Source organism: Pseudoalteromonas sp. CST2 (assembly GCF_028599385.1).
GTDB lineage: Bacteria > Pseudomonadota > Gammaproteobacteria > Enterobacterales > Alteromonadaceae > Pseudoalteromonas > Pseudoalteromonas atlantica.
Map to the genome: position 1 here is coordinate 16,501 of NZ_JAQREO010000012.1, position 22,550 is coordinate 39,050.

Here is a 22,550-nt window from a genome sequence, read left to right on the forward strand (position 1 = left end):
TAGAGTAGAAAAGGGTAATGATATACAGTAGCAATTGTAATACGAAGCCCTCTTAAACGCACTAAAAACTTAGCAAAATAGCTAAAGTTGTACTAAATAACATAGTAGGAACAATTAAATTGTATGTAAAATCAACGGGAGCAATGAGTGGGCTTAAAACCAATCGAAGATATGTGGAGTACTATAAAGCTTATTCCGTTTGCCGTTGTACTTTATGATGCTAAAACACAAGCCTATAAAGCAAACACTCAAGCGCAGAGTATATTTGATTTACCCTCACAGCCAACATTAAAAGATGCAGACTTTAAGCACCTCACGTTAAGTAGTCCAGAAAGTAAAAAACAATTTACTGTTGCGCAATTGTTTGAAAAATACTTAGTTATAAATACTAACTGCCACGTATTTTTACAAAAACAAACGCACGGCCTATTACTAAACGCCAAACTTGCCTCGCTAAATAGTTACTTATACATTGCTACGTTTGAGATAATTGAACACAACGAAGATGCGCAATATAACTTTGATAAAATTATTTCAAAAATTTCTACCGACCTAATAGATATTCAAATTGACGATATTGATACTCATATAGAGTTTGCGCTTAAAGCCATTGGCACTGTATGCCATGCCGATAGGAGCTACTTATTTAAATTTTCTGACGATGGTAAGTCAATGCGTAACACCCATGAGTGGGTTAACCAAGGGATTCAGCCATTTAAAGATCAACTACAGCACATACCAAAAAACTCTCTCCCCTACTTTGCTAATTTAATGGGCACCACACACTTATTTAAAGTAAATGATGTTGCCAGCCTCCCAGCAAAAGCGGCTAAAGAAAAACAAGAACTTGAGCGTGAAGGTATTCAATCGGTACTGTGTATTGGCCTTCGCTACGATAAGGAGCTAGTAGGCTTTATTGGTTGTGATTGTGTAAAGCAAAAACGTGAGTGGACAGACTTAGACTTAATTAGGTTAAAACTAGTAGGTGAAATAATCGCTAATGCGTTTAAAAACTTAAACTACAAGCAAGAGCTTCAGCATATTCAACAACAGCTAATTACCGCAAATCAAAAGCTTAACCACCTTGTAAATACCGACAGCCTAACCACAATTGCAAATAGACGTTGTTTTGACAAAGCACTAGAGAGCGAAATTAAACGCTGCGCACGTGCAAAGCAGCCCGTTAGCTTAATTATGTGCGATATAGATTTTTTTAAAAATTACAACGACAGCTACGGCCATCAACAAGGCGATGAAGCCTTAGTTAAGGTGGCAGCTGCGCTTAAGTCGCAATGCCGACGCGAAGGCGATTTAGCCGCGCGCTATGGCGGTGAAGAATTTACCGTCATTTTACCGGCAACTAATGAGCAAGACTGCCAACAATTTACCCACTTAATTCAACAAGCAATTAAAGCGGCAGACATAAAACACAATAATTCTACCGTAAGTGAGTACTTAACATTAAGTATCGGTTTTTATTCAGCCACACCTGATAAAAATAGCACGCCGCAGTGCTTTATAAGCAAAGCCGATCAAGCACTCTATACCGCAAAAGAAACAGGCCGTAATAAGGTATGCCAATTTAAACCCACTCACTAAAAGCTTGTTTTTGTGGTGCATAAATTCAAGTAGTGATAATCTATACACGCTGAAATTATAAACAATACAACAACTCAGCAACTCCACTCTCATAAGGAATTTTTAAATGGATCCAATCAATCAAATACTAAATATGGTATTTACTGTTGAAGCATTTTTACTTGTTTTTGTAATTGTACTTCTAAAAAGTAGTGTTAAGTTTGTACCTCAAAACCGAGCATGGTTAATAGAGCGCTTTGGAAAATACCAATCAACTAAAGAAGCCGGCCTCAATTTTATTGTGCCATTTATAGACCGCATTGCTGCAGACCGTAGTTTGAAAGAACAAGCTCAAGATGTTCCCTCACAGTCAGCCATCACAAAAGATAATATCTCTCTAATTGTTGACGGTGTATTGTACTTTCGAGTACTTGACCCTTACAAAGCAACATACGGCGTGGATGACTATGTATTTGCTGTTACTCAATTATCGCAAACAACTATGCGTTCAGAGTTAGGTAAAATGGAACTAGATAAAACATTTGAAGAACGTGACTTATTAAATACCAACATTGTGGCAGCTATTAACCAAGCAGCTGAGCCATGGGGTATACAGGTTTTACGCTATGAAATAAAAGATATTGTGCCGCCTCAATCAGTTATGGAAGCAATGGAAGCACAAATGAAAGCTGAGCGTGTAAAACGCGCGCAAATATTAGAATCCGAAGGTGACAGACAAGCAAATATTAATGTTGCAGAGGGTAAAAAGCAGGCGCAGGTACTTGCCGCAGAAGCAGAAAAAGCAGAACAAATACTCAGAGCAGAAGGTGAAGCAAAAACCATTATTGCGGTAGCTGAAGCACAAGCAGATGCTCTGCGTGAAGTAGGTGCAGCAGCAGATACAGAACAAGGACAAAAAGCTATCCAATTAGACCTTGCAACTAAGGCTATCGCTGCAAAAGAGGCCATAGCTAAAGAGTCATCGGTCGTTTTACTTCCCGATAACGCCACCGATGCTAGCTCGCTCGTAGCGCAAGGTATGTCTATTATCAATACATTAAATAAAACGCAAAAGCTGCAATAAAGCCTATTAGCTTAATTTAAGAGAATATATGGACCTAATTTCGCAAAACTTACCACAAGCTTTAATGGTTATAGGTATTATTGCATTAATAATAGAAGTCACCGTTTTAGGGCTATCTACTATTATTCTGCTTTTCTTGGGGTTGTCTTTGCTAACTTCTGGGCTGTTAATGGTTGCAGGAGTACTACCCGAAACTATTACAGCGGCGCTTTGGAGCAATACCATCATTACCGCTGTTTTGGCACTACTTTTATGGAAACCCATGAAACGTATGCAAGAAAATGTAGATTCTAAGCAAATAAATAGCGATTTCGCCGATCTTACTTTTGTATTAGCAAAAGATGTTTCAGATAAAGAAATAACAACACATCAATATTCAGGCATAAGCTGGCAACTCAAAAGTACACAACCCATTAGTGCTGGCACCAAAGTAATAGTGGTTAAAAAAGAGGTAGGTGTTATGTGGGTTGCCCCTGCCCCGTAACGTTTTATATTATTACGGGCGGCTCTAGCTGCCCGTTTTTTATACCTGATATTTCAAATACATTACCTTGTAATGACTGGTTAGTTTTTACATTACTGTCATCTGCAGAAGTTACAAATAGCCACTGTGCGTTATTGCCACCAAACGCAACGCTTGTAGGTTTTGTTGCAGCAAGCGACAGTGTGTTTAAAACCTCCCCATCTGGCGATAAACACATAACGCAGCCCATATCCCATACCGCAAGCCATAAGTTGCCAAGGGCATCAATCACACAGCCATCTGGGTCTACTTGGGTATTTTTAAATTGATAAAAAACTTGGGCGGGTAATATAGGCTCGCCGCTGTCTGGGTTTACATTTAAAGTAAAAATACAGCTGGCTTTTGAGTCGCAGTAATAAGCACGTGAGCGCGCTTTATCAAAACATAACCCGTTGGGAATGGTTAAACCTTGCACCACGCAATTAAGCGAATTTTGATAAAAACGGTAAATCTTACCTTCGCCTGAGCGGGCGTTTGTATCCATAGTGCTTAGCCAAAACCCACCCCAAGGGTCTGCCCGACCATCGTTAGAGCGCCGTGTGGACTGGGTATTTTCTAAAAATGTGAGCGTTTGGCGCACCCCAGAAGCTATATGGTATTTATATATACCCGTACTGGTGCCAATAATAAGATGTGCTTTATCAAGCCACGCTAAAGCCGAAACCGTATCTTGCATTTCAACTTGTGTTAGTGAGTCAGGCTTTGTTAAACACTTACTTAGCAGCAGGTTTTTTTCTATATCTACCCAAAATAGCGTTTCAAGCAAAGGGTGCCAAAGCGGGCTTTCACCTAACTTATTTTGCAAGTTACTAAATACGGTCACACTTGAGTCAGTCATAAATAACGATTCTTTAATATTAACAAAGCCTTGTATTAATAAATACTTTATCAGAAATACCCAACACTTACGATTAAACAAAACATATTAGCAACTAAATGCTTTTGCTAAGCCAAACAGTGCACTAATACCAAATAGCTTAATTAAGTGATTTAGTTTTAAATACTAAACCATGTTGATTACAGGATAAAAGCTTCGTTATTGCTCTGTTTATATCAAAATTTTTAGCGCCGTTAGCGCTAAGTTTAACCCCTTAAGTGAATTAAGTAATGTGGCAAATGGGTATAATTATTTCAGCATTTTATCGCGCTTTACCTGGTTAGTTGGTAATATCATCAAAAGGGAGGTAATAGTATGATTAATAATAACAATAAACATTCTTTAGTGGTTGAGGGAGGTGCAATGCGCGGTATTTTTGCCGCCGGCGTGTTGGATGAGTTTTTAGCGCAGCGCTATCAACCTTTTACTAATTACTTTGGGGTTTCTGCTGGCGCTACCAATATAGCCGCTTATTTATGCCAACAACCTAAACGAAACTACCATGTTATTACCGATTTTTCGTGTCGGCCTGAATTTATTAACTTAGCGCGCTTTATCAAAGGCGGCCACTTATTTGATTTAGATTGGCTGTGGCAAGCAACCATTAAAGAGATCCCCCTCAATACAGAAGCCTTTGCAAAGGCGGCTCACGAATTTTATATCGTCTCTACAGCTATCACCACAGGGCAACCCCACTACCTTAAAGCAAGTAGTGATGCGATGGTAGAGCAACTTAAGGCATCGTGCGCGATTCCAATTGCGTATCGTAACTACCCTATAATTAATGATATTGCGATGACCGATGGCGGCGTAGCAGACTCTATTCCCGTAATAAAAGCATACGAAATGGGCGCTCAAGAAATAACCGTGGTGCTTTCTCAGCCACTAGGCTATAGAAAAAAGCCAAGTAAATCGCAGTGGTTAACCAAAAAACTTTATAAAAACTACCCTGCTTTAATAAATAGCTCGATTAACAGAGCGCATGTTTATAACAGCAGCATAGATTTTATTAATAACCCGCCTGAAGATTGCAAAATCAATATTATTGCTCCACCGCCTCAATTTAGAGTGGGCCGTACAACAAAAAATGTTAAACGCCTTAACGACGGGTACAAAATGGGAATTGATACAGCCAAAGCCTTTTTAAGCTAAGTGTGTTGTTTCCCTTTAGATAGCGCAACCAGTATGCCCATTACAGTAAACGCTGCAATGGTGCATATAATGCCCGCTAGCACAGCGTAAACATTTATAAAAAACGCTAAGGCAATAGCTATTAAAGCACAACAATACAGCCACCTATAGGCTACATTGTAGTGCTTACTTCTCATTAATAATAAAGCGGCCAGTAAACACGCTAGTGCAATAATTATCATAACGGTGCTCATCCTGCTTTTACCTCTGCAAGTGCTATGGCATCAGGTTTTGTTTTTAAGTATCCCCATAAAAACGCCAGTCCCACAATTAAAAAGCTAATATCTGTAAATGCCACTAGGGTACTGTTTGCGTTAATAACATTATTAACGCCCAATACACTATTAAGTGGTAAAACACTTATTAAGAATAAGGCGCAAAGCAACAAGGTTGCTCTGAAGTAGTTTTTATAGTTTTGCCAAAATGCTGCAATTACTAGCCATACTAACCACGTGTAAAAAAATACCGGCCCAAAGTAAGCATTGTGCTCAACACCAGCCACGGCATAGTTTAAAAGTACTTGCACAGGGAATAACACACAACAAGCAAGCACTAAACCACCGCAACTGCCTATAATAAAGCGGTTCCACCTTGCATACGCGTCAGCGCTAAGCGTTGGTGTGCTGCCTCTGGTACGCTTTGCTAACCACATCATCATGCCAGAAAGTGGCATTAAGGCACATGCTAAGCCAAGCATTACCCAAAGTAACTTCACAAATAAGCCAGCAAAATTACCAAAATGGAGTGGGAAGAGTATTTCAATAATTTTAATTGATACCCCTGCTATATCGCCAAAACTACTCATTGAAGTGATGTACTCCCCTTGCCCATTGTAATGCAATAACTGAGAAGCCACGGCTTCGCCTCCTAAAAGGCGTAAATACACTTGTGCGTTTGTATCGTTATGCGCCATTACCGTGGCATCTAAAATAACAGCGTGTGGGTAGCGTTGCTGCGCATCACTTAAAATAGCTGTTATGTTAGTCGGCTGATTTACATGACTAATTATTGGCTCAGGAATAGCTGTAAAAGTTTCTATCAACTTATCTTGGTCTCCTCCAAAGCTAACAAAAGCTGCTGCAGGTAGTAAAATTACGGTTGCGAGCCCTAAAAATGCGCCACTAAAGCCAATTACAATATTAAAAATACTGCCCCAAATGCCCATTACTTTGTGGCCGTCACTTATGGTTACATCAAAGCCTTTAAGCCACCTAAAGGTGAACAGCTCTTTAATTAATTTACGATGTATAAATAAGCCAGTTACCGTACTTACTAATAATGTTAAACCTAAAAACCCAGTTAAAATAAGCCCTATAGGTCGCCCTAAATGTAAGTCAGCGTGAAACTCACCAATGTAGCTGGCTGCATCTGTTTTTCTATTGGCATAATATTGCTTACTCGGGCCATAGTAGGTATTTACCAACGCTAAGCTTGCTGGGTCAAATTCAAATGCCCGAAGTACTTCTTGCTGGTAATTTTCATCACCATGGTGTGATTCAAATACTAAAGCCAGTAAGTGAAAATTATGCCCTGTTGGCATAAACACATGAATGTTTTCACCAAACTCTTTGGGCACTTGAGCGTGGTATGTATTAACTAATGTGCTTATTTCACTATTAGGAATATGTTGAGTTTGCTGCAGTGATTGGTTGGCCCAAATTTTTAGCTCAGGCCTTGCAAGTACTGCTAACGCGCCGGTAAATGCCACAACAAACAATAAAACGGCGGTTACTACGCCCACCCAACTATGTAATAAAAATAGCTTTTTTAAAGTAATTGATTTCATCCTTGCCCCTGCATTAATGCAAAATAACTTAAAATTCCATGCACTAAACACAAAGTGATCATGAGTAAAAATGGCTGCCATGCTTTTTCGCTAATGTAGGCATATATAAAAAGCCCAACCCAAATAATTGGAAACAGTAAAATAGGCAGTAAAATTTGTTCACTCATTTGTAAGGGCAAATAGGTAGTCATCCCGGTTATCATCACCGTAGCGGTTACCAATGCCAATACGCACGCCATTAAATGGCGACGCTTTATAGCGCTAAAGGTTTTTTTATTATTCATTTTTAGCTCATTTAATAAATAGCAGGCGCGCACACCTGTACATGCAAATAACAACTATTTGCATTATATTGCGCATTTGTAAATTTATGCAACATATTATCGTTACTTAATAAGCTAACAAGCTCCCTTTTATTCGCATAATCAATGCCTGTTTATTTATAAAATTACATTTTTTGAGCATACTTGGTATTTAGGTAGGCAAATATGATGAGCTAAAAATGTTTTTAAATAATCCCAAAACAACTGCGTTATCATGCTGATCAGTGATTAACTGCTTAGTGAATTAAAATAACGGCTAAACAGGCAAATTTTTAACTTTAACAGTCAACAAACTCTATAATTATTGTTATTTTGTTAGGGCATATGCAAAAAGCTAATTGCCCCTAGGCAGGCTCTTTTAGCAGCTGTAAAACAAAGCACTATACATTGATAAAATGAGAGAAATTTATGAGCGATAAAATCAATCCAGAGGCGTTACACGCACTAAAAATTGCATTTACTTACATGCCGCAAGCAATTGAAGTAACAAAGTACGAATATGGCGAGCGCTATCAAACAGTGCTTGATCATATTGAAGCCGTGCGCGAAGTGTTACTTATAAACGATGTAGACCCAGAAGAAGTAGGCGGCGACATAAACCCAGAATACACGCCTAATTCTACCTATTAATGGGAAAAGTTTGCTAATTGAGCAAAACAATTAAGTTCGCGTGTTGATAGCCTAACACCCATTACTCAATATATTGCTCAACGGTTTACGCCTGTTGGTATAAACTGTTAAAAACATATAAATAAATGTGCCTATCTGCCGATACGCATAACGATATAAAATACAATTAAGGTAATTGCGGTGAACTTTTTAAGGCGTTTTCACGATATAGTCTCAGACCAAACTCTGGATTTTAATTCTAAAATTAAAAACCTACTCGCGTTTGGCCTAGAAGTGTTCAGCCTTGATGTAGCAATAATTAGTAAAATTGATGCTAATACGTACACAGTATTACATGCTCTAACACCCGATAACGCCTTATTACCCGGTACACAATTTGAGCTAGATGGCACCTATTGCGTCCATACGTTATCTGCGGGCTCGGCGCTTTCGTTTCATAAAGCCTCACAAAGTACGATTGCAACTCACCCTTGTTACATAAATTTTCAACTTGAGTCCTACATTGGCGCACCTATAAAAGTAGCCGATAAAACTTTTGGCACGGTTAACTTTTCATCGCCTAACGAGTCAACTGCATTTAGCGACGAAGCCTACGATTACATTGAGCTATTTGCTCAGTGGTTAGGATCTGAATTTGCAAAAATAGACACTAAAGAGCAACTTTTAAAAAATAGCTACACCCTTTCAAAGCTCGAAAACATCGCGAATATCGGCACTTGGGAGGTCGATTTAATCGAGAACAAAGTTTATTGGAGTAAGCAAACTAAACGCATTCATCAGGTAGCCGATGACTATCAGCCAATAGTTGATAACGCAATTGAGTTTTACAAAGAGGGTCCCAGCAGAGAAGCCATAAATAAAGCGGTAGAAAACGCCATAAACAAAGGTGAAAAATGGGATTTAGAGCTTGAGGTTATCACTGCACAAAACCAAGAAATTTGGATTTCGACTTTTGGCGAAGCCGAGTTTCACGAAGGTAATTGCATAAGGCTATTTGGTACATTTCAAGACATTACCGAATCAATCTTACTTAGAGAAGCGCTAAAAAAGAAAAAAGCCGAAGCAGAGCATATGTTAGAAGATAGAAGTATGCTATTTGCTAAAATTAGCCACGAGTTACGCACCCCCCTAAATGGCATAACCGGCATGCTCACCACCTTAATAGATGAAAAAGACACTGAAAAACGAGACGAAAAAATAAAAATAGCGCTACGCAGCGCTGATATTTTACTTAATATTATCAACGAAGTACTCGATTTTTCTAAAATTAATCATGGTGAATTAAAACTAGAGCCAACCGATATACTGCTTAAAACCATATTTAGTGATTTAGCCTCTTTATATACCCCGTTATTTAAAGAAACCCATGTTGGATTAATCATAGAAAATACAATTGATGATAGCTGCTGGGCCTTTTGCGACAGCACACGCCTGAGCCAAATTACCTCTAACTTATTAAGTAACGCATTAAAATTTACCGAGCAAGGCCATGTAAAACTTAAAACACAGCTCATAAATAATAACGATGCGCTATCTCTTGGTATCACTGTTTCTGACACTGGTCGCGGGATGACCCCTGCCTTTTTAGAGTCTTTATTTTCGCCGTTTACACAAGAGGTTGACGCTAAAAATAATAAAGGGGGCACAGGGCTTGGCCTAGCAATTATAAAAGAGCTTGTAGAATACATGGGCGGCACAATAAAGGTGACGAGTGAACTACAAAAAGGCTCAACGTTTAGTATTAATATTCCGCTAGAGCTTGGTAAAGAGCAAATAATAGACGACATTCAATCAAAAATTGAGTTAAACAGCCACTCGCTCAGTGTACTTATTGTTGATGACAACGATATAAACCGCCGTGTGCTTGATGCCTCTCTTGATAAGTTAAACGTAAAAGCCGACTGCGCCATTGATGGCCAAGACGCTATTTTTAAGTGTAAGCAAAAGCATTACGACCTTATTTTTATGGATTGCATTATGCCAATCCTGGATGGTTTTGAAGCCACTAAAACGCTGAGAGCGCAACGTATTTGCCCTAGCGAAAGCACCTACATTGTAGCGCTAACTGCTAATACATCGTCGCAAGATAAACTAGCTTGCCAGCAAGCAGGCATGGATATGTTTGTCTCTAAGCCGTTTAAGCTTCCGCACATAGAAAAAGCGCTTTCTAATGCCTTAGAACATACAGCTAAAGTAAATTCGCTTTAATTTAGTAAGGACATACTATGAGAAATATAATAAGAACATTACTTTTTACTGTACTGTTGTTAGCCATATTTAAAGGCATTTCTACAGGGCAATGGGGTTCATCAATAATCGTTGTTATTGTATCAAGCGTATTGCTATTAGTTACGTTTATCAGTGGTAAGGCATCACAAGGCCGTTCAACTTATACAAGCACTGACTCTTCAATTTATGCTAGTAATAACTCACACTCTAATAATGATTGCGGTGGGGATTCTGGCGGCTGTGATTAATAGAGATATTGTTATAAGCATTAAAAAAGCCGCCTTTGGAGAGGGCGGCTTGGGTTAACAAACAGCTTTTGGGTGTACCTATTGCTGTTACATCAAGAGACGATTTGCCTATTAAGCTGCATTTTGGTCTTGGTTGCTTTGCTCGCTATGGCGAATTAAGTAATCAAACGCGCCTAAGCTTGCTGTTGCACCACTACCCATTGCAATAATGATTTGTTTAAATGGCGTATTTGTCGCGTCACCCGCACCGTAAACGCCCGGTAATGAGGTTGCGCCTTTAGCGTCAATTTCTATCTCGCCAAATTTGCTTAGTGTAAGGTCGCTCTCTTTTAACCATTCGGTATTAGGGATCAAACCTATTTGTACAAAAATACCTGCAAGTGCTAATGATTTTTCCTCGCCTGTTACACGGTCAGTGTAATTAAGTCCGGTTACTTTTTTACCATCGCCTACTACTTCAGTGGTTTGCGCATTTTTAATAATAGTGATGTTGCTTAAGCTATTCGCTTTACGAATAAGGACTTCGTCAGCGCGCAGCGTATCAGCAAACTCAAGTACCGTTACATGCTCTACAATGTTAGCTAAGTCGATAGCCGCCTCTATACCCGAGTTACCACCACCAATAACGGCAACAGGCTTACCCTTAAATAGCGGACCATCACAGTGTGGGCAGTAAGCTACGCCATGGCCGCGATATTCTTGCTCACCAGGTACGTTCATTTCACGCCAGCGTGCACCGGTTGCTAAAACAAGCGATTTAGCTTTTAAAGTAGCCCCGTTTTCAAGGGTAATTTCATAACCATTACTACCGCGACCAAGCCCTGCTGCGCGTTGGTTATGCATTACATCTACATCGTATTCTTTAACATGCTCTTCAAGCTGAGCAACAAGCTTTGGACCTTCAGTGGCTTTAATCGAAATAAAGTTTTCGATAGCCAACGTATCGGCAACTTGGCCACCAAATCTATCGGCCACTATACCGGTGTTTAACCCTTTACGAGCAGAGTAAATAGCGGCTGAGGCACCCGCAGGTCCGCCACCTACTACTAATACATCAAACTCGTCTTTTTCGCTTAATGCTGCAGCTTGTTTAGCCGCGCCTTTAGTGTCTACTTTATTTAAAATGTCGGTCAGGCTTAATGCACCTTGGCTAAATGGTTCGCCATTTAAGTACACAGCTGGTACTGCTAAAATATTGCGCTCTTCTACTTCGTCTTGAAAGAGTGCGCCGTCAATCATTGTTGCTTTAATTTTGCTGTTTGTTGCTGCCATTGTATTTAGCGCCTGCACTACTTGCGGGCATGTTTGGCAACTTAAGCTTATGTATACTTCAAAATTAAGTTCTTGATTGAGTGATTCTATTTGTTCAATGTCTTCGCTTTTTGCTTTACTTGCGTGTCCGCCAGTGTGTAAAAGCGCTAACACTAAACTTGTAAATTCGTGACCCATAGGTACGCCAGCAAACGTAATGTGGGTGTTTTTTTCAGGTGAATGCACAACCATAGATGGGCGACGTGCGCTCGAATCGGGGTTGCTCACTACCGTAAACTTATCGCTTAGCGAGGCTAAATCGTTTGCTAAGCTTTCTACTTCTGCTGATTTTTTGCTGTCATCCAAGGCAATAAGCAGCTCAACAGGTTGAGTAAGCGATTCAAAATGGCTTTTTAATTGATTTTTAATGTTGTTATCTAACATGGCTTAACCCTTTTTAGGAAAATTTAAACAGCAAGCCTCCCACGCCAAGCAATGCATGTGCTAATGAGTCCGAGTTGATATAGGAGGCACCAATAAACGAATATTTATTGGTTTAAGGGCAGTTACCTGCCCTCATAAAAGTGGGTAAACTTGTATTTAGATTTTACCAACTAGGTCTAGTGAAGGAGCAAGTGTGTCTTCACCTGGCTGCCAAGATGCAGGGCAAACTTCACCGTCGTGAGTTGCAATGTATTGTGCAGCTTGTACTTTACGTACTAACTCTTTAGCGCTACGGCCAATACCTAGGTCATGCGTTTCGATTACTTTGATTTCGCCCTCTGGGTTCATTACAAAAGTACCGCGAAGTGCAAGACCGTCATCTTCAATCATAACGCCAAAGCTGCGAGTAATACGGCCAGTTGGGTCGCCAATCATTGGAAATTTAATTTTACCAATAGTGTCTGACGTGTCATGCCATGCTTTATGCGTGAAGTGAGTATCAGTTGATACTGAGTAAACTTCTACACCCATTTCTTGAAGCTGCTCGTAGTAATCAGCAACATCGCCAAGCTCAGTAGGACATACAAACGTGAAATCTGCAGGGTAAAAGAAGAAGATTGACCACTTACCTAGTACGTCTTTTTCAGACACTTCTACAAAGTCACCATTGTGGTATGCAGTTGCGTTGAAAGGTTGAATTTTTGTGTTGATCAATGAAGTGCTCATAGTATTCCTCATTTATATTTAAAGTGTTTTAAAGTTACTCAACGCAGCCAAAATGTGTGGCCTTTCGCGTTGGCTTGATTAATACAATAAGCCCATTGATTAACTAAATAAAATTGATTGTTTAGATTAAAACAATCGATTTTTAAGATTGAACTATCTAGCTCTTCTATTCGTAAACGATTTATTACCTGTAAGTGCTAAGAATACTGCTACAATAGCCGCGCTAAAAAACACACAACATAAGGCATGCTGTAATGGAAAAATTTGTTAATCATATTCAACTTGGCTATTTGGGGTTACTACCCTTTTTAGGCTGCGTAGCGTGGCCGCTTATGTTTGGCAGTAATAGCGTTAACTTGGAGTTTTTTACTTTTTATAGCATTGCTATACTGGCATTTATGGCGGGCAATTTATGGCGCGCTGGGATGCAAAGCTACAGCGATGCAATTAAAGCGGTTGTGCCTGTTATACCCGTACCATTTTTATCGTTTATCCCGCTGGAGTGGGCGCTTGCCTGGTTAGGGGCTAGTTTTTGGTTAGTTCTTATCTTTGAAAAAGCCACACCACAATGGCAAACCTACCATCGCGATTATCAAAAAATGCGCTTTATTCTTACCTCAGTGGTATTTGTGTGTCACATACTCACCATTGGTATGAGCCTTTACCCAAAATAACCTTGCGCTGCTTAACCTACTAGGCGTAATAGTGTAACATCCGCGCACTGCTATTTAAGGACGCACCATGATTGATACATTACGCCAGCAGCTTAACGAGCTTGGCGAAAACTACGTAGAAAAAAACGCCGCTTTTAAAATTAAAGTTATTCCGTTTTTTTGCGCTATTAGTATTAAAAAAGATCACAAAAATGAAGGCCGGCTCAGCTTTTACTCAAACCAATTAATAGAAATACTGTTAGTGGTGCTATTTATGTTGTTTGGGCTTACGCTTTATAACCCAGAGGCGGGTTTTACACATGGCCCTATTCATATTGTATTTGCTATTTTAATTACCTTTAATTTAATTTTAAAGCAAATAGCCATTGAAGGGCTTAAAACACGCCTTGCGTTTCATCGTTTGCATGGTGCTAATACAGCTCAAAATACTCAAAGTGCAGATCAAAACACTCACAAATCTAATTAAGTTATGTATTTAAATCCTAATTGGCGAATTCTCACCGTAGGCGATGGCGATCTATCGTTCTCTAATGCGGTGGTTAATCATATAAAACCGGCAAAGTTAGTCGCATCTACTTATGATAGCGCCGAAACCATAGAGCAAAAATACCAGCACAATGCGCTAAGTAGTTTAAAAAAGTGTCATGTTGAGGTTATTAATTGCTTTGATGTAACGAACCATTTATGTTGGCAAAAATTAGCTGCGCACCAGCACAGCTTTGATGTGGTTATTTTTCAGTTTCCGCTTATTCCAGCCTTTGTCGGGCGCGAAGCATTTGAAAGCAACACTCAAAAAACCAGCATGAACGTGCTTAATCGCGCGTTACTACATCAATTTATTAAATACGCTAACAATTACGCGCTCGACAAGAGCGGCCCTATGCTTTGCTACATAACCTCAAAAGATGTAAAACCCTATCGCGAGTGGAATATTGAAGGCAGCTTAAGTAATGGCCTTGAGGCTAAGTACGCGGGCCAAATGCCTTTTGATATTAACCAGTTTGATGGTTACAAAATAAGAAACGTAGACCGTGACAAACACGTAAAAGACACCAGTGGCATCACTTATGTGTTTACGCCTAAAGCAATCTCGGCGCAATCTGACGAACTAAGCACGCACCTTACAAAGCCTGCGTATTTAGGTGAAAATCATTGCTCGCTTTGTCGGGTAGGCCCTTTTATTGCCACCGAAGATGAAAACAAACACCTTAACGCTAAAAAGCACCAACAAATGCTTAAGCTAGAAGATGACTGGCAGGCGTGGCTTACTGACTTTTACAACCACACTTTATAACCCTGTTTTATAGCTCAATTTAATTAAATCAGCGGCCTTTTCAGCAATAGCAATAACAGGTGCGTTTGTGTTACCTGTTACTATGGTTGGCATAATTGAGGCGTCAATAACCCTTAAGCTGCGTATCCCGTGTACTTGTAGTTTGCTATTAACCACCGCCATATTGTCGGTGCCCATTTTACAGGTGCCCACAGGGTGATATTCGGTATCGGCAGTTTGGCGAATAAATTCAATAAGTTGGGAATCGTTATTTACATCAAGCTGGTAAACAAAGTTACCACGAATTTTATCAAAGGCGGGGCTTTGCATAATACGCAGCGCTTTTTTAAGCCCTGCAAGCATAAGCAATAAATCATCAGGGTGGCTTAAATAATTAGGGTCGATAAGCGGCGCACTGCGTGGATCGCTATTGGCAAGCCTTATTGTCCCTCGGCTTTTGGGGCGCATAATACTACTGTGAATACTATAGCCATGGCCAAGGTGAACTTTGCGACTATGATCGTCCACCAACCCAATTACAAACTCAAGTTGAATATCCGGTGCAGGCGAATTATCCAATACATTAATAAACGCATGTGACTCAGCAAAATTACTGGTTAACACTCCGCTGCGTTTACTAAACCACTGCGCACACCCTTTAATAATACTTGCAGCGCCTTTTACACTTACCCCAAAGGTGCCTTTTGCTGTATTTGCTTTACACAAAGGCACCACGGTTAAGTGATCTTGTAAATTACCCCCTACTCCTTCCAGTGCATGTTCCAGTGGTATGTTATGCGCTGCTAAATGCGCTTTAGGGCCAATTCCTGAAAGCATTAACACTTGTGGAGAGTTAATTGCACCGGCGCTTAAAAGCACCTCCTTTTTGGCCATTAATGTAATAATTTTACCGCCGCGCTCAAGCTCTACGCCGTGGGCGACCTTATTTTTGATTATAATTTTATTAACGTGGCTGTGGGTAAACACGCTAAGGTTAGGCCTATCTAAGTGCGGTGTTAAATACGCTTTTGCAGCACTACAGCGCTCACCATTATGTTGCGTAACCTGTGAAAGCCGTGCTCCATGTTGCTCAGCGCCATTTATATCGTCAATTAACTGTATTCCTTGCTCAACACACGCCTTTAAAAAGCAAGAGTTTACCGCACTTGGCTTAGTCAGCTCTTGCACATGCAATGGCCCTTTTGTGCCATGTAACGCGTTATTAAACGTTTTATTGTTTTCGGCTTTTATAAAATAGGGCAATAAACTGTTGTAGTCCCACCCAAGGTTGCCATTTTGTGCCCAGTTATCGTAATCGTATTTATTACCGCGTATATACACCATGGCATTAGTAGAGCTTGACCCACCAAGCACTTTGCCCCGCGGTACAAAGCCGCATCGGTTATTAAGCGCCTTTTGCGGTACCGTGTTGTAATGCCAACTATTTATGCCGTATGGCACACTGGCCGCAATACCCGCAGGCATTTGTATTAAAGCGCTCTTATCGCTACCGCCCGACTCTATTAGGCACACACTTATATGCTGATCTTCTGATAAACGCGCTGCCAGCACACAACCTGCACTGCCTGCGCCAATAATAATATAATCAAACGTGTGGTTACTCATAAGTGCCTTTGCATCATCATTATTTAGGTGTTATTGGTAGCGGCTTTTGCTTTGTGCATCCATGCAGTTGTAAATAAGCAGTTTTATTGCAGCGTGCTATTCGCTCTATAGTGCATAGATTAAATCCTAAAAACTTGATATTTTTAGACACCTTCTTTAATTTACAGCGCCAGTGTATGAGCAGCCAAATACGTGCCACCTCTTTATATTCAATAGACTCGTTAATTAAAGAACTTGGCGCAGACCCAGCAAGCGTAATGAAAACCTGTAAGGTCACTGTCGACTTTAATAACCTTGAAAACCAATATTTACCCTACTTGAGCTATGCAAATTTATTAGAGTACTGCAGCCACACCCTTAACTGCCCAAGCTTTGGGCTTAAATTAGCAAATAAACAAAACTTTGATATTTTAGGCCACATAGCCATAGCCGCTAAAAGTGGGACTAATTTAGAAGAAGCGCTTAGCTGGGTGGTTAAATATTTACACTTACACAGCCCCGCATTGTGCTTAACAACGCACTCATTAGATAATGACGAGAGCTTATTTTTATCGTTTGAATTTAACCTAAAGCCCCTGCCACAAATAAACCAAGCCATAGAGCTCACGCTTGGCTTAGCCATGAGCATAATAAAAAAATTAAGTAATAATCAGTGCAAGCCTCGCACTGTGTTTTTACCGCAAAAGCTGGCAACTAATACACTCGCATACAAAACCTATTTTGGCTGTAAAGTAATAGAGCACCGCAACAGTGCGGGCATTGTAATAAACAAAGCCGACTTATCGATAAAGCTTAACCACAACAACCTTGATAAAACCAGCGCGGCCTTTAATTTTTTAGCTAAACGCAACGAACACAGTCACTCATTACCTGCCCAAGTAAGCGCACTAATAAGGCCAATGCTGCCTATTTATCAGTGTTCAAACCAAACTATTGCCGAGGCACTTAATATGCACCCGCGTACCTTGCACCGTGAATTGGCTAAACATAACACCAGCTTTGTAAAACTTAAAGACACCACACGTCGGGCGCTAGCAGCGCATTACTTGCTTCAAAAACAATACTCTATCAGCACTATTTCAATGCTTTTAGGCTATCACGAACAGGCAACCTTATGCGCAAGTGTTAAACGCTGGTTTGGGTATTCTCCTAGGGCGTGTCGAACTTTGTGGATTGAAATTTATTCAATCTAGGGGCGATTTAATCGCGGCGCGAGGTTTGTAACCTAGTGGGCTAAGTAAAAATCGAGCAACAAAGAGTCAATCGTCCCTAGAAAGAACCCATAGGGCAGCGCATGTTTGGTCTTTATGCTGCGTTATCGCCTATTTATGGGGAATAACCACACTACATAGGCTCTGCCTTGCCTAAAAACCAAACATACTGCTGTAAATTCAACCACCAAAGGTCAACACGCCCTAAAGCATACAGGGCAAAAAAAATGTTAAAGTAACGGCTCTTATTATTTAAGCTAAGGAGCAGGCATGAACTTTGTCATTGTCGGTACAAATTTTATTAGTGATACTCTATTAAGCGCAGCAAATACGTTACCTGCATTTAATTTATACGGTGTGTGCTCACGCAAGCAATCAAGCGGCGAAGCCTTTTTATCTAATCACCCCAATACCGATGTAAAAATTTTCACCTCAATTGAGCAGGTATGCCAAGACCCCAATGTTGATGCGGTGTATATTGCAGCGCCAAATAGCCTACACAAGCAATATGCAGTAATGTGCCTTGAAGCAGGCAAACATGTACTAGGCGAAAAACCTTCAGCCGCTAATAGCCAAGAGCTAAATGCTATTTTAACTGCAGCTAATGCCAATAAACGCCTTTACATGGAAGCAATGATGACCACGCATTTGCCAAACTTTGCGCGACTTAAAAATGCGCTGAGTAAAATTGGTAAACCCCGTAAGTTTATTGGCCAATACAGTCAGTACTCATCACGCTACGATAAATACAAAAACGGCGAACGCCCAAATACCTTTTTACCGGAATTTGCCAATGGCGCTTTGCTCGATTTAGGTGTGTATCCACTTTACCTACTTATAGCACTTTGGGGCGCTCCACAGCGCGTGAGTGCCAGTGGGGTACTATTAGATACAGGCGTAGATGGCGCAGGCGACGTATTATTAAATTACGATGATAAACAAGCCGTTATTAGCTACTCTAAAATTTCTCAAGGCGATAACATCACCGAAATACAAGGTGAGCGCGGACGCTTACGAATACATGCCGTGTCGCAGTTAAAACACATAGAGTTTGTTGCCAATAACGGGGAGGTTGAGGTTATTTCAGATAAATTTGATGAGCACTTTATGAAATACGAAGTTGCGCACTTTATGCAAACCATAAACGCGCAAAAGCGAGAGTCAGATGTTAATACACATCAGCTTGCCCGCGACGTAATGAACGTACTTGATACCGCAAGAAAACAGCTTGGGGTAGTTTACCCTAATGATAAAAACGCAGCAGCGGACTAAAGTTGACCCCCATCCGTGGGCAATCAAGGCAAGAGCCTAGTTGTAATTATGTGCTTACTTATTTTTTATTAGGTACAGCTAAATTACACAGGCTCTTTATTTAAGCGTGTAGATTTTTAATGGTTTAATTTGCATAAATCTATTCACCATTCAACCAAGGCAGCGCCAGTTATTAGGCGAACTAGGTTACTCACCTCGCACCACCATTAACCCGCGCCTAGATTGCACACATTTCAATCCATTAAAGTTAGCTTGCTCTAAGCACGCTTATATAAATGAGCAAAGTTAACTTAGCACACAAAAACATGACCAACCAAGCTAGCCAATTATTAAAATTTATACTAAATTGGTAACATAAATAGGTTAACACTCATTTATAATATTATATGACCGTTACATCACTTTAGAATTTTGACATAATAGTGAATTTTGGGGTAACCTCTGCTAATAACAGTAGGTTTAGGCTATTTGAGCCTATTAGCCGCTATTCCTTAAGGTAATAAAGGTAGAATATGGGAAACCGTCGCTTATTTTGGCGCATTGTTGATAAAGTTGAAGCTTTGATAAACCAAGGAGAGTTTTCTGCTGGGAGTCGTTTACCACCAGAGCGAGAACTTGCCGACATGTTTGACGTAAGCCGCCCAACAATTCGTGAAGCTATTATTGCACTAGAAGTACGAGGCCGCGTAGAGGTCAAAACCGGCTCAGGCGTTTATGTAATAGAACAACAAGAAACATCTGTAAAAACAAAAGAGATCAGCGCTTTTGAGCTAACACAAGCTCGCGCACTCATTGAAGGTGAAATAGCCGCACTTGCCGCTCAATCAATCACCGATGAAGAACTAGCTCAATTAAAGCAAACGCTAATAGCCATGGAAAAAGGCTTATATGTAGAGCAAGCAGACCGCGAGTTTCACGAAATTATAGCGCGTGCTACACGTAACAAAGCCCTTGAGTATGCAGTGGCAAATTTATGGGATTTACGTTTAAACAATTCACAAATTGTGGCTGATTATGGCAGTGTGTGTAAAAACAATAACGATTGCGTAATGGATGAGCACACCGCTATTTATAACGCGCTGCAAACACACGATGCAAGCGCCGCACGTACCGCAATGCATAAACACTTTAACCGTTTAATTAATGCATTATTTGACGCTGTTGAAGCGCGTGCGCTTGAAGAAATCAAACGTAAAAATGATGAAAAACGTGGCCTTTATTCTTTAGATGGCCTAGTTAAAAGTGCTAGCAAAACACACTAAAACGACCTAAACGTTTATAAGCCAACGATCTATTCGCTGGCTTTTTTATTTTAAGACACTCAGCTTTTGCCTTTAGTTATGCATAATCAGCTACGCTAATTCATCGCACATATTAGTTACTCCCTCCCAAATTTAATGTGTATGCCTTACAAGCTATTACTTAGCCAATAAAAAACAGATACACTGCGCAAAACTAGACGATTGTTACCAAGGAAAACAATGCAATCATCCACTAAAGACTTTTTGCTCGCGCTTGTGTGCGTTATTTTAGCAATGATCACAATTCAATCTGGCGCCTCATTTGCTAAGCAGTTATTTCCTGTTGTTGGCCCCGAAGGCACTACTGCACTTAGGCTTGGCTTTTCTGCACTTATTTTGTGTTTAATATTTAAACCGTGGAAACACCTACCAGCTAAGGGGAATCGGTTATCAATTGTGGTATACGGTTTAAGCCTAGGCGGAATGAACATTTTATTTTATTACGCCATTGAACGTATCCCTTTAGGGATTGGTGTTGCGCTTGAATTTACCGGCCCATTAGCGGTGGCGTTATTTAGCTCACGCGCTAAGCGCGACTTATTTTGGGTGGCGTGTGCAATTGCGGGTATTTTACTGTTACTGCCCGATATGAGCAGCCAAGAAAGTCTAGACCCAATTGGCGTAATACTCGCGCTAGGTGCCGGTGCTTGCTGGGCAGCCTATATTTTATTTGGCAAAAAAACCGGCACGCAAAGCTCGGGCGGCGCAACGGTCGCACTCGGCATGACCGTAGCAGCCATTGTACTTGTACCTTATGGCGGCATATTACAAAGCAGTGCATTTACATGGAGTGTTATACCGCTGGGCATTGGCATTGCCATTTTATCAAGTGCACTGCCCTATACACTTGAAATGGTTGCACTGCGTAATATGCCCGCTCAAGGGTTTAGCATTATGCTAAGTTTAGAGCCTGCATTTGCCGCCCTTGCTGGGTTTATTATACTTGGCGAGTTATTAACCTTGTGGCAATGGTTGGCTATATTATTGGTGATTATAGCCTCGGTGGGTAGCTCATTTTCGAGTGTTAAAAAACAATAATCGCCTCTATAAAAAGGCCAGCACATAACTGCGCTGGCCTTTTAAATAACAAAATTCGCTATAACTTGTATCGCGCTACTTTTTACTTGTCATTAAATAGCCGACTAGTGATATAACTGGCATACCCGCTGCCACTAACGCCACGCTTTCCCAGCCACCAGCTTCGTATAGCGGGCTTGCCATTAACGAGCCAAGCGCTCCGCCTACAAAAATACTGGTCATGTATATGGCGTTTAAGCGAGCTCGGCTTTGCGGCTCTAATGAATATACCACCCGCTGACCCAGTACCATATTTGCCTGCACAGCAAAATCAATAAACATGCCCGTAAGCGCTAAAATAATAATACCGTGCGGAAGATCAAATATACTGGGTAAAAAGCACGCAGCAGCAATCACTTTTGCAAGTAACGATAACTGATGCGTGTAACCTTTGTCGGCTAAACGCCCAACAATAGGGGCTGTAATAGCACCAGCTGCGCCTACTAAAGCAAATAAGGCGATTTGCGATTGCGATAAGCCATATTCTCTGGCTAATACAACCGGTACGCTGGTCCAAAATAAGCTAAAAGAGGCAAACATAAGCGCCTGATACAATGCCCGCTGACGCAGCACTGGCTGCTGTATTATTAGCTGCTTAAGCGATTTTAATAACTTAAAGTACGTTGTATTGTGTGCCGGTTGCCTGCTCGGTATAGCAAAATATATAACACTAGCTATAAATGCCATACAGCCTGCGGCAAAGTAAAATACGGCTCGCCAACCAAAATGATCGGCTATCAAGCTTGCAACTGGCCTGGCTAATAAAATACCTAGTAGCAACCCTGCCATTATATTGCCCAGTACTTGCCCACGTTTTTCATCTGAGGATAAATGCGCAGCAAGCGGTATTAATACTTGTACCGATACAGAGCTCGCCCCCACCAATAAGCATAATAGCAACATTACACTTGGGCTTTGCGCCAAGCCTGCGCCTATTAAACTTAAAAATGTTATGGCTAAGGTAATGAGCATTAAGCGTTTGTTTTCGACTAAATCAGCCAATGGCACTAAAAAAAACAGTCCCATTGCATAGCCAATTTGTGTAAGCGACACAATAAAACTGGCGCTGTGCGCACTTAAACCCACATCGGGCGCTAATAACTCAATAATAGGTTGGGCATAATAAATATTTGCCACAATAAGGCCACAGCACAGAGCAATAATGCTCACTAAGGTATTACTTATTTGCACTGGCTGTGCACGTGATTGGTTCATAAATAACTCTA

21 protein-coding genes are annotated in these 22,550 nt (G+C 40.6%); 14 read left to right on the top strand and 7 right to left on the bottom strand.

The features are described from left to right. Nucleotides 1–147 precede the first annotated feature (147 nt). From PSH41_RS14660 to PSH41_RS14670, 3 genes are all read left to right on the top strand, one after another. Entirely contained in the window at nt 148–1,599 is a 1,452-nt protein-coding gene (locus PSH41_RS14660; RefSeq protein ID WP_273589412.1) for a sensor domain-containing diguanylate cyclase, read from the top strand. Between the two features lie 106 nt (nt 1,600–1,705). After that, nucleotides 1,706–2,662 carry an SPFH domain-containing protein gene (locus PSH41_RS14665; protein WP_273589413.1) on the top strand — a complete coding sequence of 319 codons (957 nt, stop codon included), beginning with the start codon at nt 1,706–1,708 and terminating at the stop codon, nt 2,660–2,662. Between the two features lie 28 nt (nt 2,663–2,690). Next, nucleotides 2,691–3,146 carry an NfeD family protein gene (locus PSH41_RS14670; RefSeq protein ID WP_029774440.1) on the top strand — a complete coding sequence of 152 codons (456 nt, stop codon included), beginning with the start codon at nt 2,691–2,693 and terminating at the stop codon, nt 3,144–3,146. A 4-nt stretch (nt 3,147–3,150) separates the two neighbouring features. On the opposite strand, the gene PSH41_RS14675 is transcribed toward PSH41_RS14670, so the two are convergent. Then, nucleotides 3,151–4,023: an SMP-30/gluconolactonase/LRE family protein gene (locus PSH41_RS14675; protein ID WP_248450403.1), complete on the bottom strand. Its 873-nt coding sequence runs from the start codon at nt 4,021–4,023 to the stop codon at nt 3,151–3,153. Nucleotides 4,024–4,377: 354 nt separating this feature from the next. Between PSH41_RS14675 and PSH41_RS14680 the strand changes: the two genes are divergently transcribed. Further along, a complete protein-coding gene (locus PSH41_RS14680; protein ID WP_055253856.1) occupies nt 4,378–5,214 on the top strand; it encodes a patatin-like phospholipase family protein in 837 nt (278 codons plus the stop codon). A gap of 229 nt (nt 5,215–5,443) precedes the next feature. Here PSH41_RS14680 and PSH41_RS14685 read toward each other — a convergent pair whose 3' ends face one another. Then, entirely contained in the window at nt 5,444–7,039 is a 1,596-nt protein-coding gene (locus tag PSH41_RS14685; protein WP_273589414.1) for a PepSY-associated TM helix domain-containing protein, read from the bottom strand. Further along, nucleotides 7,036–7,323, bottom strand: coding sequence for a hypothetical protein (locus PSH41_RS14690; protein ID WP_273589415.1), 288 nt, complete (start codon nt 7,321–7,323; stop codon nt 7,036–7,038). The genes PSH41_RS14685 and PSH41_RS14690 overlap by 4 nt, the downstream gene beginning before the upstream one ends. A gap of 447 nt (nt 7,324–7,770) precedes the next feature. Here PSH41_RS14690 and PSH41_RS14695 point away from each other — a divergent pair, with 447 nt between their 5' ends. The 3 genes from PSH41_RS14695 to PSH41_RS14705 all read left to right on the top strand — a co-directional run bounded on the left by PSH41_RS14695 (nt 7,771) and on the right by PSH41_RS14705 (nt 10,469). Next, nucleotides 7,771–7,992 (top strand): hypothetical protein, encoded by a 222-nt coding sequence (locus tag PSH41_RS14695; RefSeq protein WP_055014458.1) that lies wholly within the window; start codon nt 7,771–7,773, stop codon nt 7,990–7,992. Between the two features lie 180 nt (nt 7,993–8,172). Further along, nucleotides 8,173–10,200 carry a hybrid sensor histidine kinase/response regulator gene (locus tag PSH41_RS14700; RefSeq protein ID WP_273589416.1) on the top strand — a complete coding sequence of 676 codons (2,028 nt, stop codon included), beginning with the start codon at nt 8,173–8,175 and terminating at the stop codon, nt 10,198–10,200. 17 nt (nt 10,201–10,217) lie between these two features. Beyond that, nucleotides 10,218–10,469 (top strand): hypothetical protein, encoded by a 252-nt coding sequence (locus PSH41_RS14705; protein WP_004587115.1) that lies wholly within the window; start codon nt 10,218–10,220, stop codon nt 10,467–10,469. Between the two features lie 111 nt (nt 10,470–10,580). On the opposite strand, the gene ahpF is transcribed toward PSH41_RS14705, so the two are convergent. Next, on the bottom strand, nt 10,581–12,164 hold the full coding sequence (gene ahpF / locus PSH41_RS14710; protein ID WP_054981773.1) for an alkyl hydroperoxide reductase subunit F: 1,584 nt from the start codon (nt 12,162–12,164) through the stop codon (nt 10,581–10,583). A 156-nt stretch (nt 12,165–12,320) separates the two neighbouring features. Beyond that, nucleotides 12,321–12,890 carry an alkyl hydroperoxide reductase subunit C gene (ahpC, locus tag PSH41_RS14715; RefSeq protein WP_004587118.1) on the bottom strand — a complete coding sequence of 190 codons (570 nt, stop codon included), beginning with the start codon at nt 12,888–12,890 and terminating at the stop codon, nt 12,321–12,323. 254 nt (nt 12,891–13,144) lie between these two features. Between ahpC and PSH41_RS14720 the strand changes: the two genes are divergently transcribed. The 3 genes from PSH41_RS14720 (at nt 13,145) to PSH41_RS14730 (ending at nt 14,858) form a co-directional block, all read left to right on the top strand. Then, nucleotides 13,145–13,564 (top strand): DUF3429 domain-containing protein, encoded by a 420-nt coding sequence (locus PSH41_RS14720; RefSeq protein ID WP_054981772.1) that lies wholly within the window; start codon nt 13,145–13,147, stop codon nt 13,562–13,564. Nucleotides 13,565–13,631: 67 nt separating this feature from the next. Then, a complete protein-coding gene (locus PSH41_RS14725) occupies nt 13,632–14,030 on the top strand; it encodes a hypothetical protein (protein ID WP_029774450.1) in 399 nt (132 codons plus the stop codon). 3 nt (nt 14,031–14,033) lie between these two features. Then, nucleotides 14,034–14,858, top strand: coding sequence for a class I SAM-dependent methyltransferase (locus PSH41_RS14730; RefSeq protein ID WP_273589417.1), 825 nt, complete (start codon nt 14,034–14,036; stop codon nt 14,856–14,858). Here the strand turns inward: PSH41_RS14730 and PSH41_RS14735 are convergent. Beyond that, nucleotides 14,853–16,463, bottom strand: coding sequence for a GMC family oxidoreductase (locus PSH41_RS14735; protein WP_273589418.1), 1,611 nt, complete (start codon nt 16,461–16,463; stop codon nt 14,853–14,855). The genes PSH41_RS14730 and PSH41_RS14735 overlap by 6 nt on opposite strands. 176 nt (nt 16,464–16,639) lie before the next feature. Here PSH41_RS14735 and PSH41_RS14740 point away from each other — a divergent pair, with 176 nt between their 5' ends. From PSH41_RS14740 to PSH41_RS14755, 4 genes are all read left to right on the top strand, one after another. Beyond that, on the top strand, nt 16,640–17,656 hold the full coding sequence (locus PSH41_RS14740) for an AraC family transcriptional regulator (RefSeq protein ID WP_273589419.1): 1,017 nt from the start codon (nt 16,640–16,642) through the stop codon (nt 17,654–17,656). A 288-nt stretch (nt 17,657–17,944) separates the two neighbouring features. Then, complete coding sequence (locus PSH41_RS14745) at nt 17,945–18,946, top strand: Gfo/Idh/MocA family protein (RefSeq protein WP_055253839.1); 1,002 nt, start codon at nt 17,945–17,947, stop codon at nt 18,944–18,946. 512 nt (nt 18,947–19,458) lie between these two features. Then, on the top strand, nt 19,459–20,208 hold the full coding sequence (locus tag PSH41_RS14750; RefSeq protein WP_004587131.1) for a FadR/GntR family transcriptional regulator: 750 nt from the start codon (nt 19,459–19,461) through the stop codon (nt 20,206–20,208). Nucleotides 20,209–20,427: 219 nt separating this feature from the next. Beyond that, a complete protein-coding gene (locus PSH41_RS14755) occupies nt 20,428–21,285 on the top strand; it encodes an EamA family transporter (protein ID WP_064387042.1) in 858 nt (285 codons plus the stop codon). A 75-nt stretch (nt 21,286–21,360) separates the two neighbouring features. Here the strand turns inward: PSH41_RS14755 and PSH41_RS14760 are convergent, their stop codons facing one another. Then, on the bottom strand, nt 21,361–22,539 hold the full coding sequence (locus PSH41_RS14760; protein ID WP_273589420.1) for an MFS transporter: 1,179 nt from the start codon (nt 22,537–22,539) through the stop codon (nt 21,361–21,363). Between the last annotated feature and the right edge of the window lie 11 nt (nt 22,540–22,550).

What these genes read in the sequence shown, in the direction of transcription:
- PSH41_RS14735 (WP_273589418.1), bottom strand. Translation starts at nt 16,463, where the DNA reads ATGAGTAACCACACGTTTGATTATATTATTATTGGCGCAGGCAGTGCA.
- PSH41_RS14685 (WP_273589414.1), bottom strand. Translation starts at nt 7,039, where the DNA reads ATGAAATCAATTACTTTAAAAAAGCTATTTTTATTACATAGTTGGGTG.
- PSH41_RS14680 (WP_055253856.1), top strand. Translation starts at nt 4,378, where the DNA reads ATGATTAATAATAACAATAAACATTCTTTAGTGGTTGAGGGAGGTGCA.
- PSH41_RS14720 (WP_054981772.1), top strand. Translation starts at nt 13,145, where the DNA reads ATGGAAAAATTTGTTAATCATATTCAACTTGGCTATTTGGGGTTACTA.
- PSH41_RS14665 (WP_273589413.1), top strand. Translation starts at nt 1,706, where the DNA reads ATGGATCCAATCAATCAAATACTAAATATGGTATTTACTGTTGAAGCA.
- ahpF (WP_054981773.1), bottom strand. Translation starts at nt 12,164, where the DNA reads ATGTTAGATAACAACATTAAAAATCAATTAAAAAGCCATTTTGAATCG.
- PSH41_RS14730 (WP_273589417.1), top strand. Translation starts at nt 14,034, where the DNA reads ATGTATTTAAATCCTAATTGGCGAATTCTCACCGTAGGCGATGGCGAT.
- PSH41_RS14750 (WP_004587131.1), top strand. Translation starts at nt 19,459, where the DNA reads ATGGGAAACCGTCGCTTATTTTGGCGCATTGTTGATAAAGTTGAAGCT.
- PSH41_RS14740 (WP_273589419.1), top strand. Translation starts at nt 16,640, where the DNA reads ATGAGCAGCCAAATACGTGCCACCTCTTTATATTCAATAGACTCGTTA.
- PSH41_RS14755 (WP_064387042.1), top strand. Translation starts at nt 20,428, where the DNA reads ATGCAATCATCCACTAAAGACTTTTTGCTCGCGCTTGTGTGCGTTATT.
- PSH41_RS14690 (WP_273589415.1), bottom strand. Translation starts at nt 7,323, where the DNA reads ATGAATAATAAAAAAACCTTTAGCGCTATAAAGCGTCGCCATTTAATG.
- PSH41_RS14705 (WP_004587115.1), top strand. Translation starts at nt 10,218, where the DNA reads ATGAGAAATATAATAAGAACATTACTTTTTACTGTACTGTTGTTAGCC.
- PSH41_RS14725 (WP_029774450.1), top strand. Translation starts at nt 13,632, where the DNA reads ATGATTGATACATTACGCCAGCAGCTTAACGAGCTTGGCGAAAACTAC.
- PSH41_RS14760 (WP_273589420.1), bottom strand. Translation starts at nt 22,539, where the DNA reads ATGAACCAATCACGTGCACAGCCAGTGCAAATAAGTAATACCTTAGTG.
- ahpC (WP_004587118.1), bottom strand. Translation starts at nt 12,890, where the DNA reads ATGAGCACTTCATTGATCAACACAAAAATTCAACCTTTCAACGCAACT.
- PSH41_RS14695 (WP_055014458.1), top strand. Translation starts at nt 7,771, where the DNA reads ATGAGCGATAAAATCAATCCAGAGGCGTTACACGCACTAAAAATTGCA.
- PSH41_RS14745 (WP_055253839.1), top strand. Translation starts at nt 17,945, where the DNA reads ATGAACTTTGTCATTGTCGGTACAAATTTTATTAGTGATACTCTATTA.
- PSH41_RS14670 (WP_029774440.1), top strand. Translation starts at nt 2,691, where the DNA reads ATGGACCTAATTTCGCAAAACTTACCACAAGCTTTAATGGTTATAGGT.
- PSH41_RS14675 (WP_248450403.1), bottom strand. Translation starts at nt 4,023, where the DNA reads ATGACTGACTCAAGTGTGACCGTATTTAGTAACTTGCAAAATAAGTTA.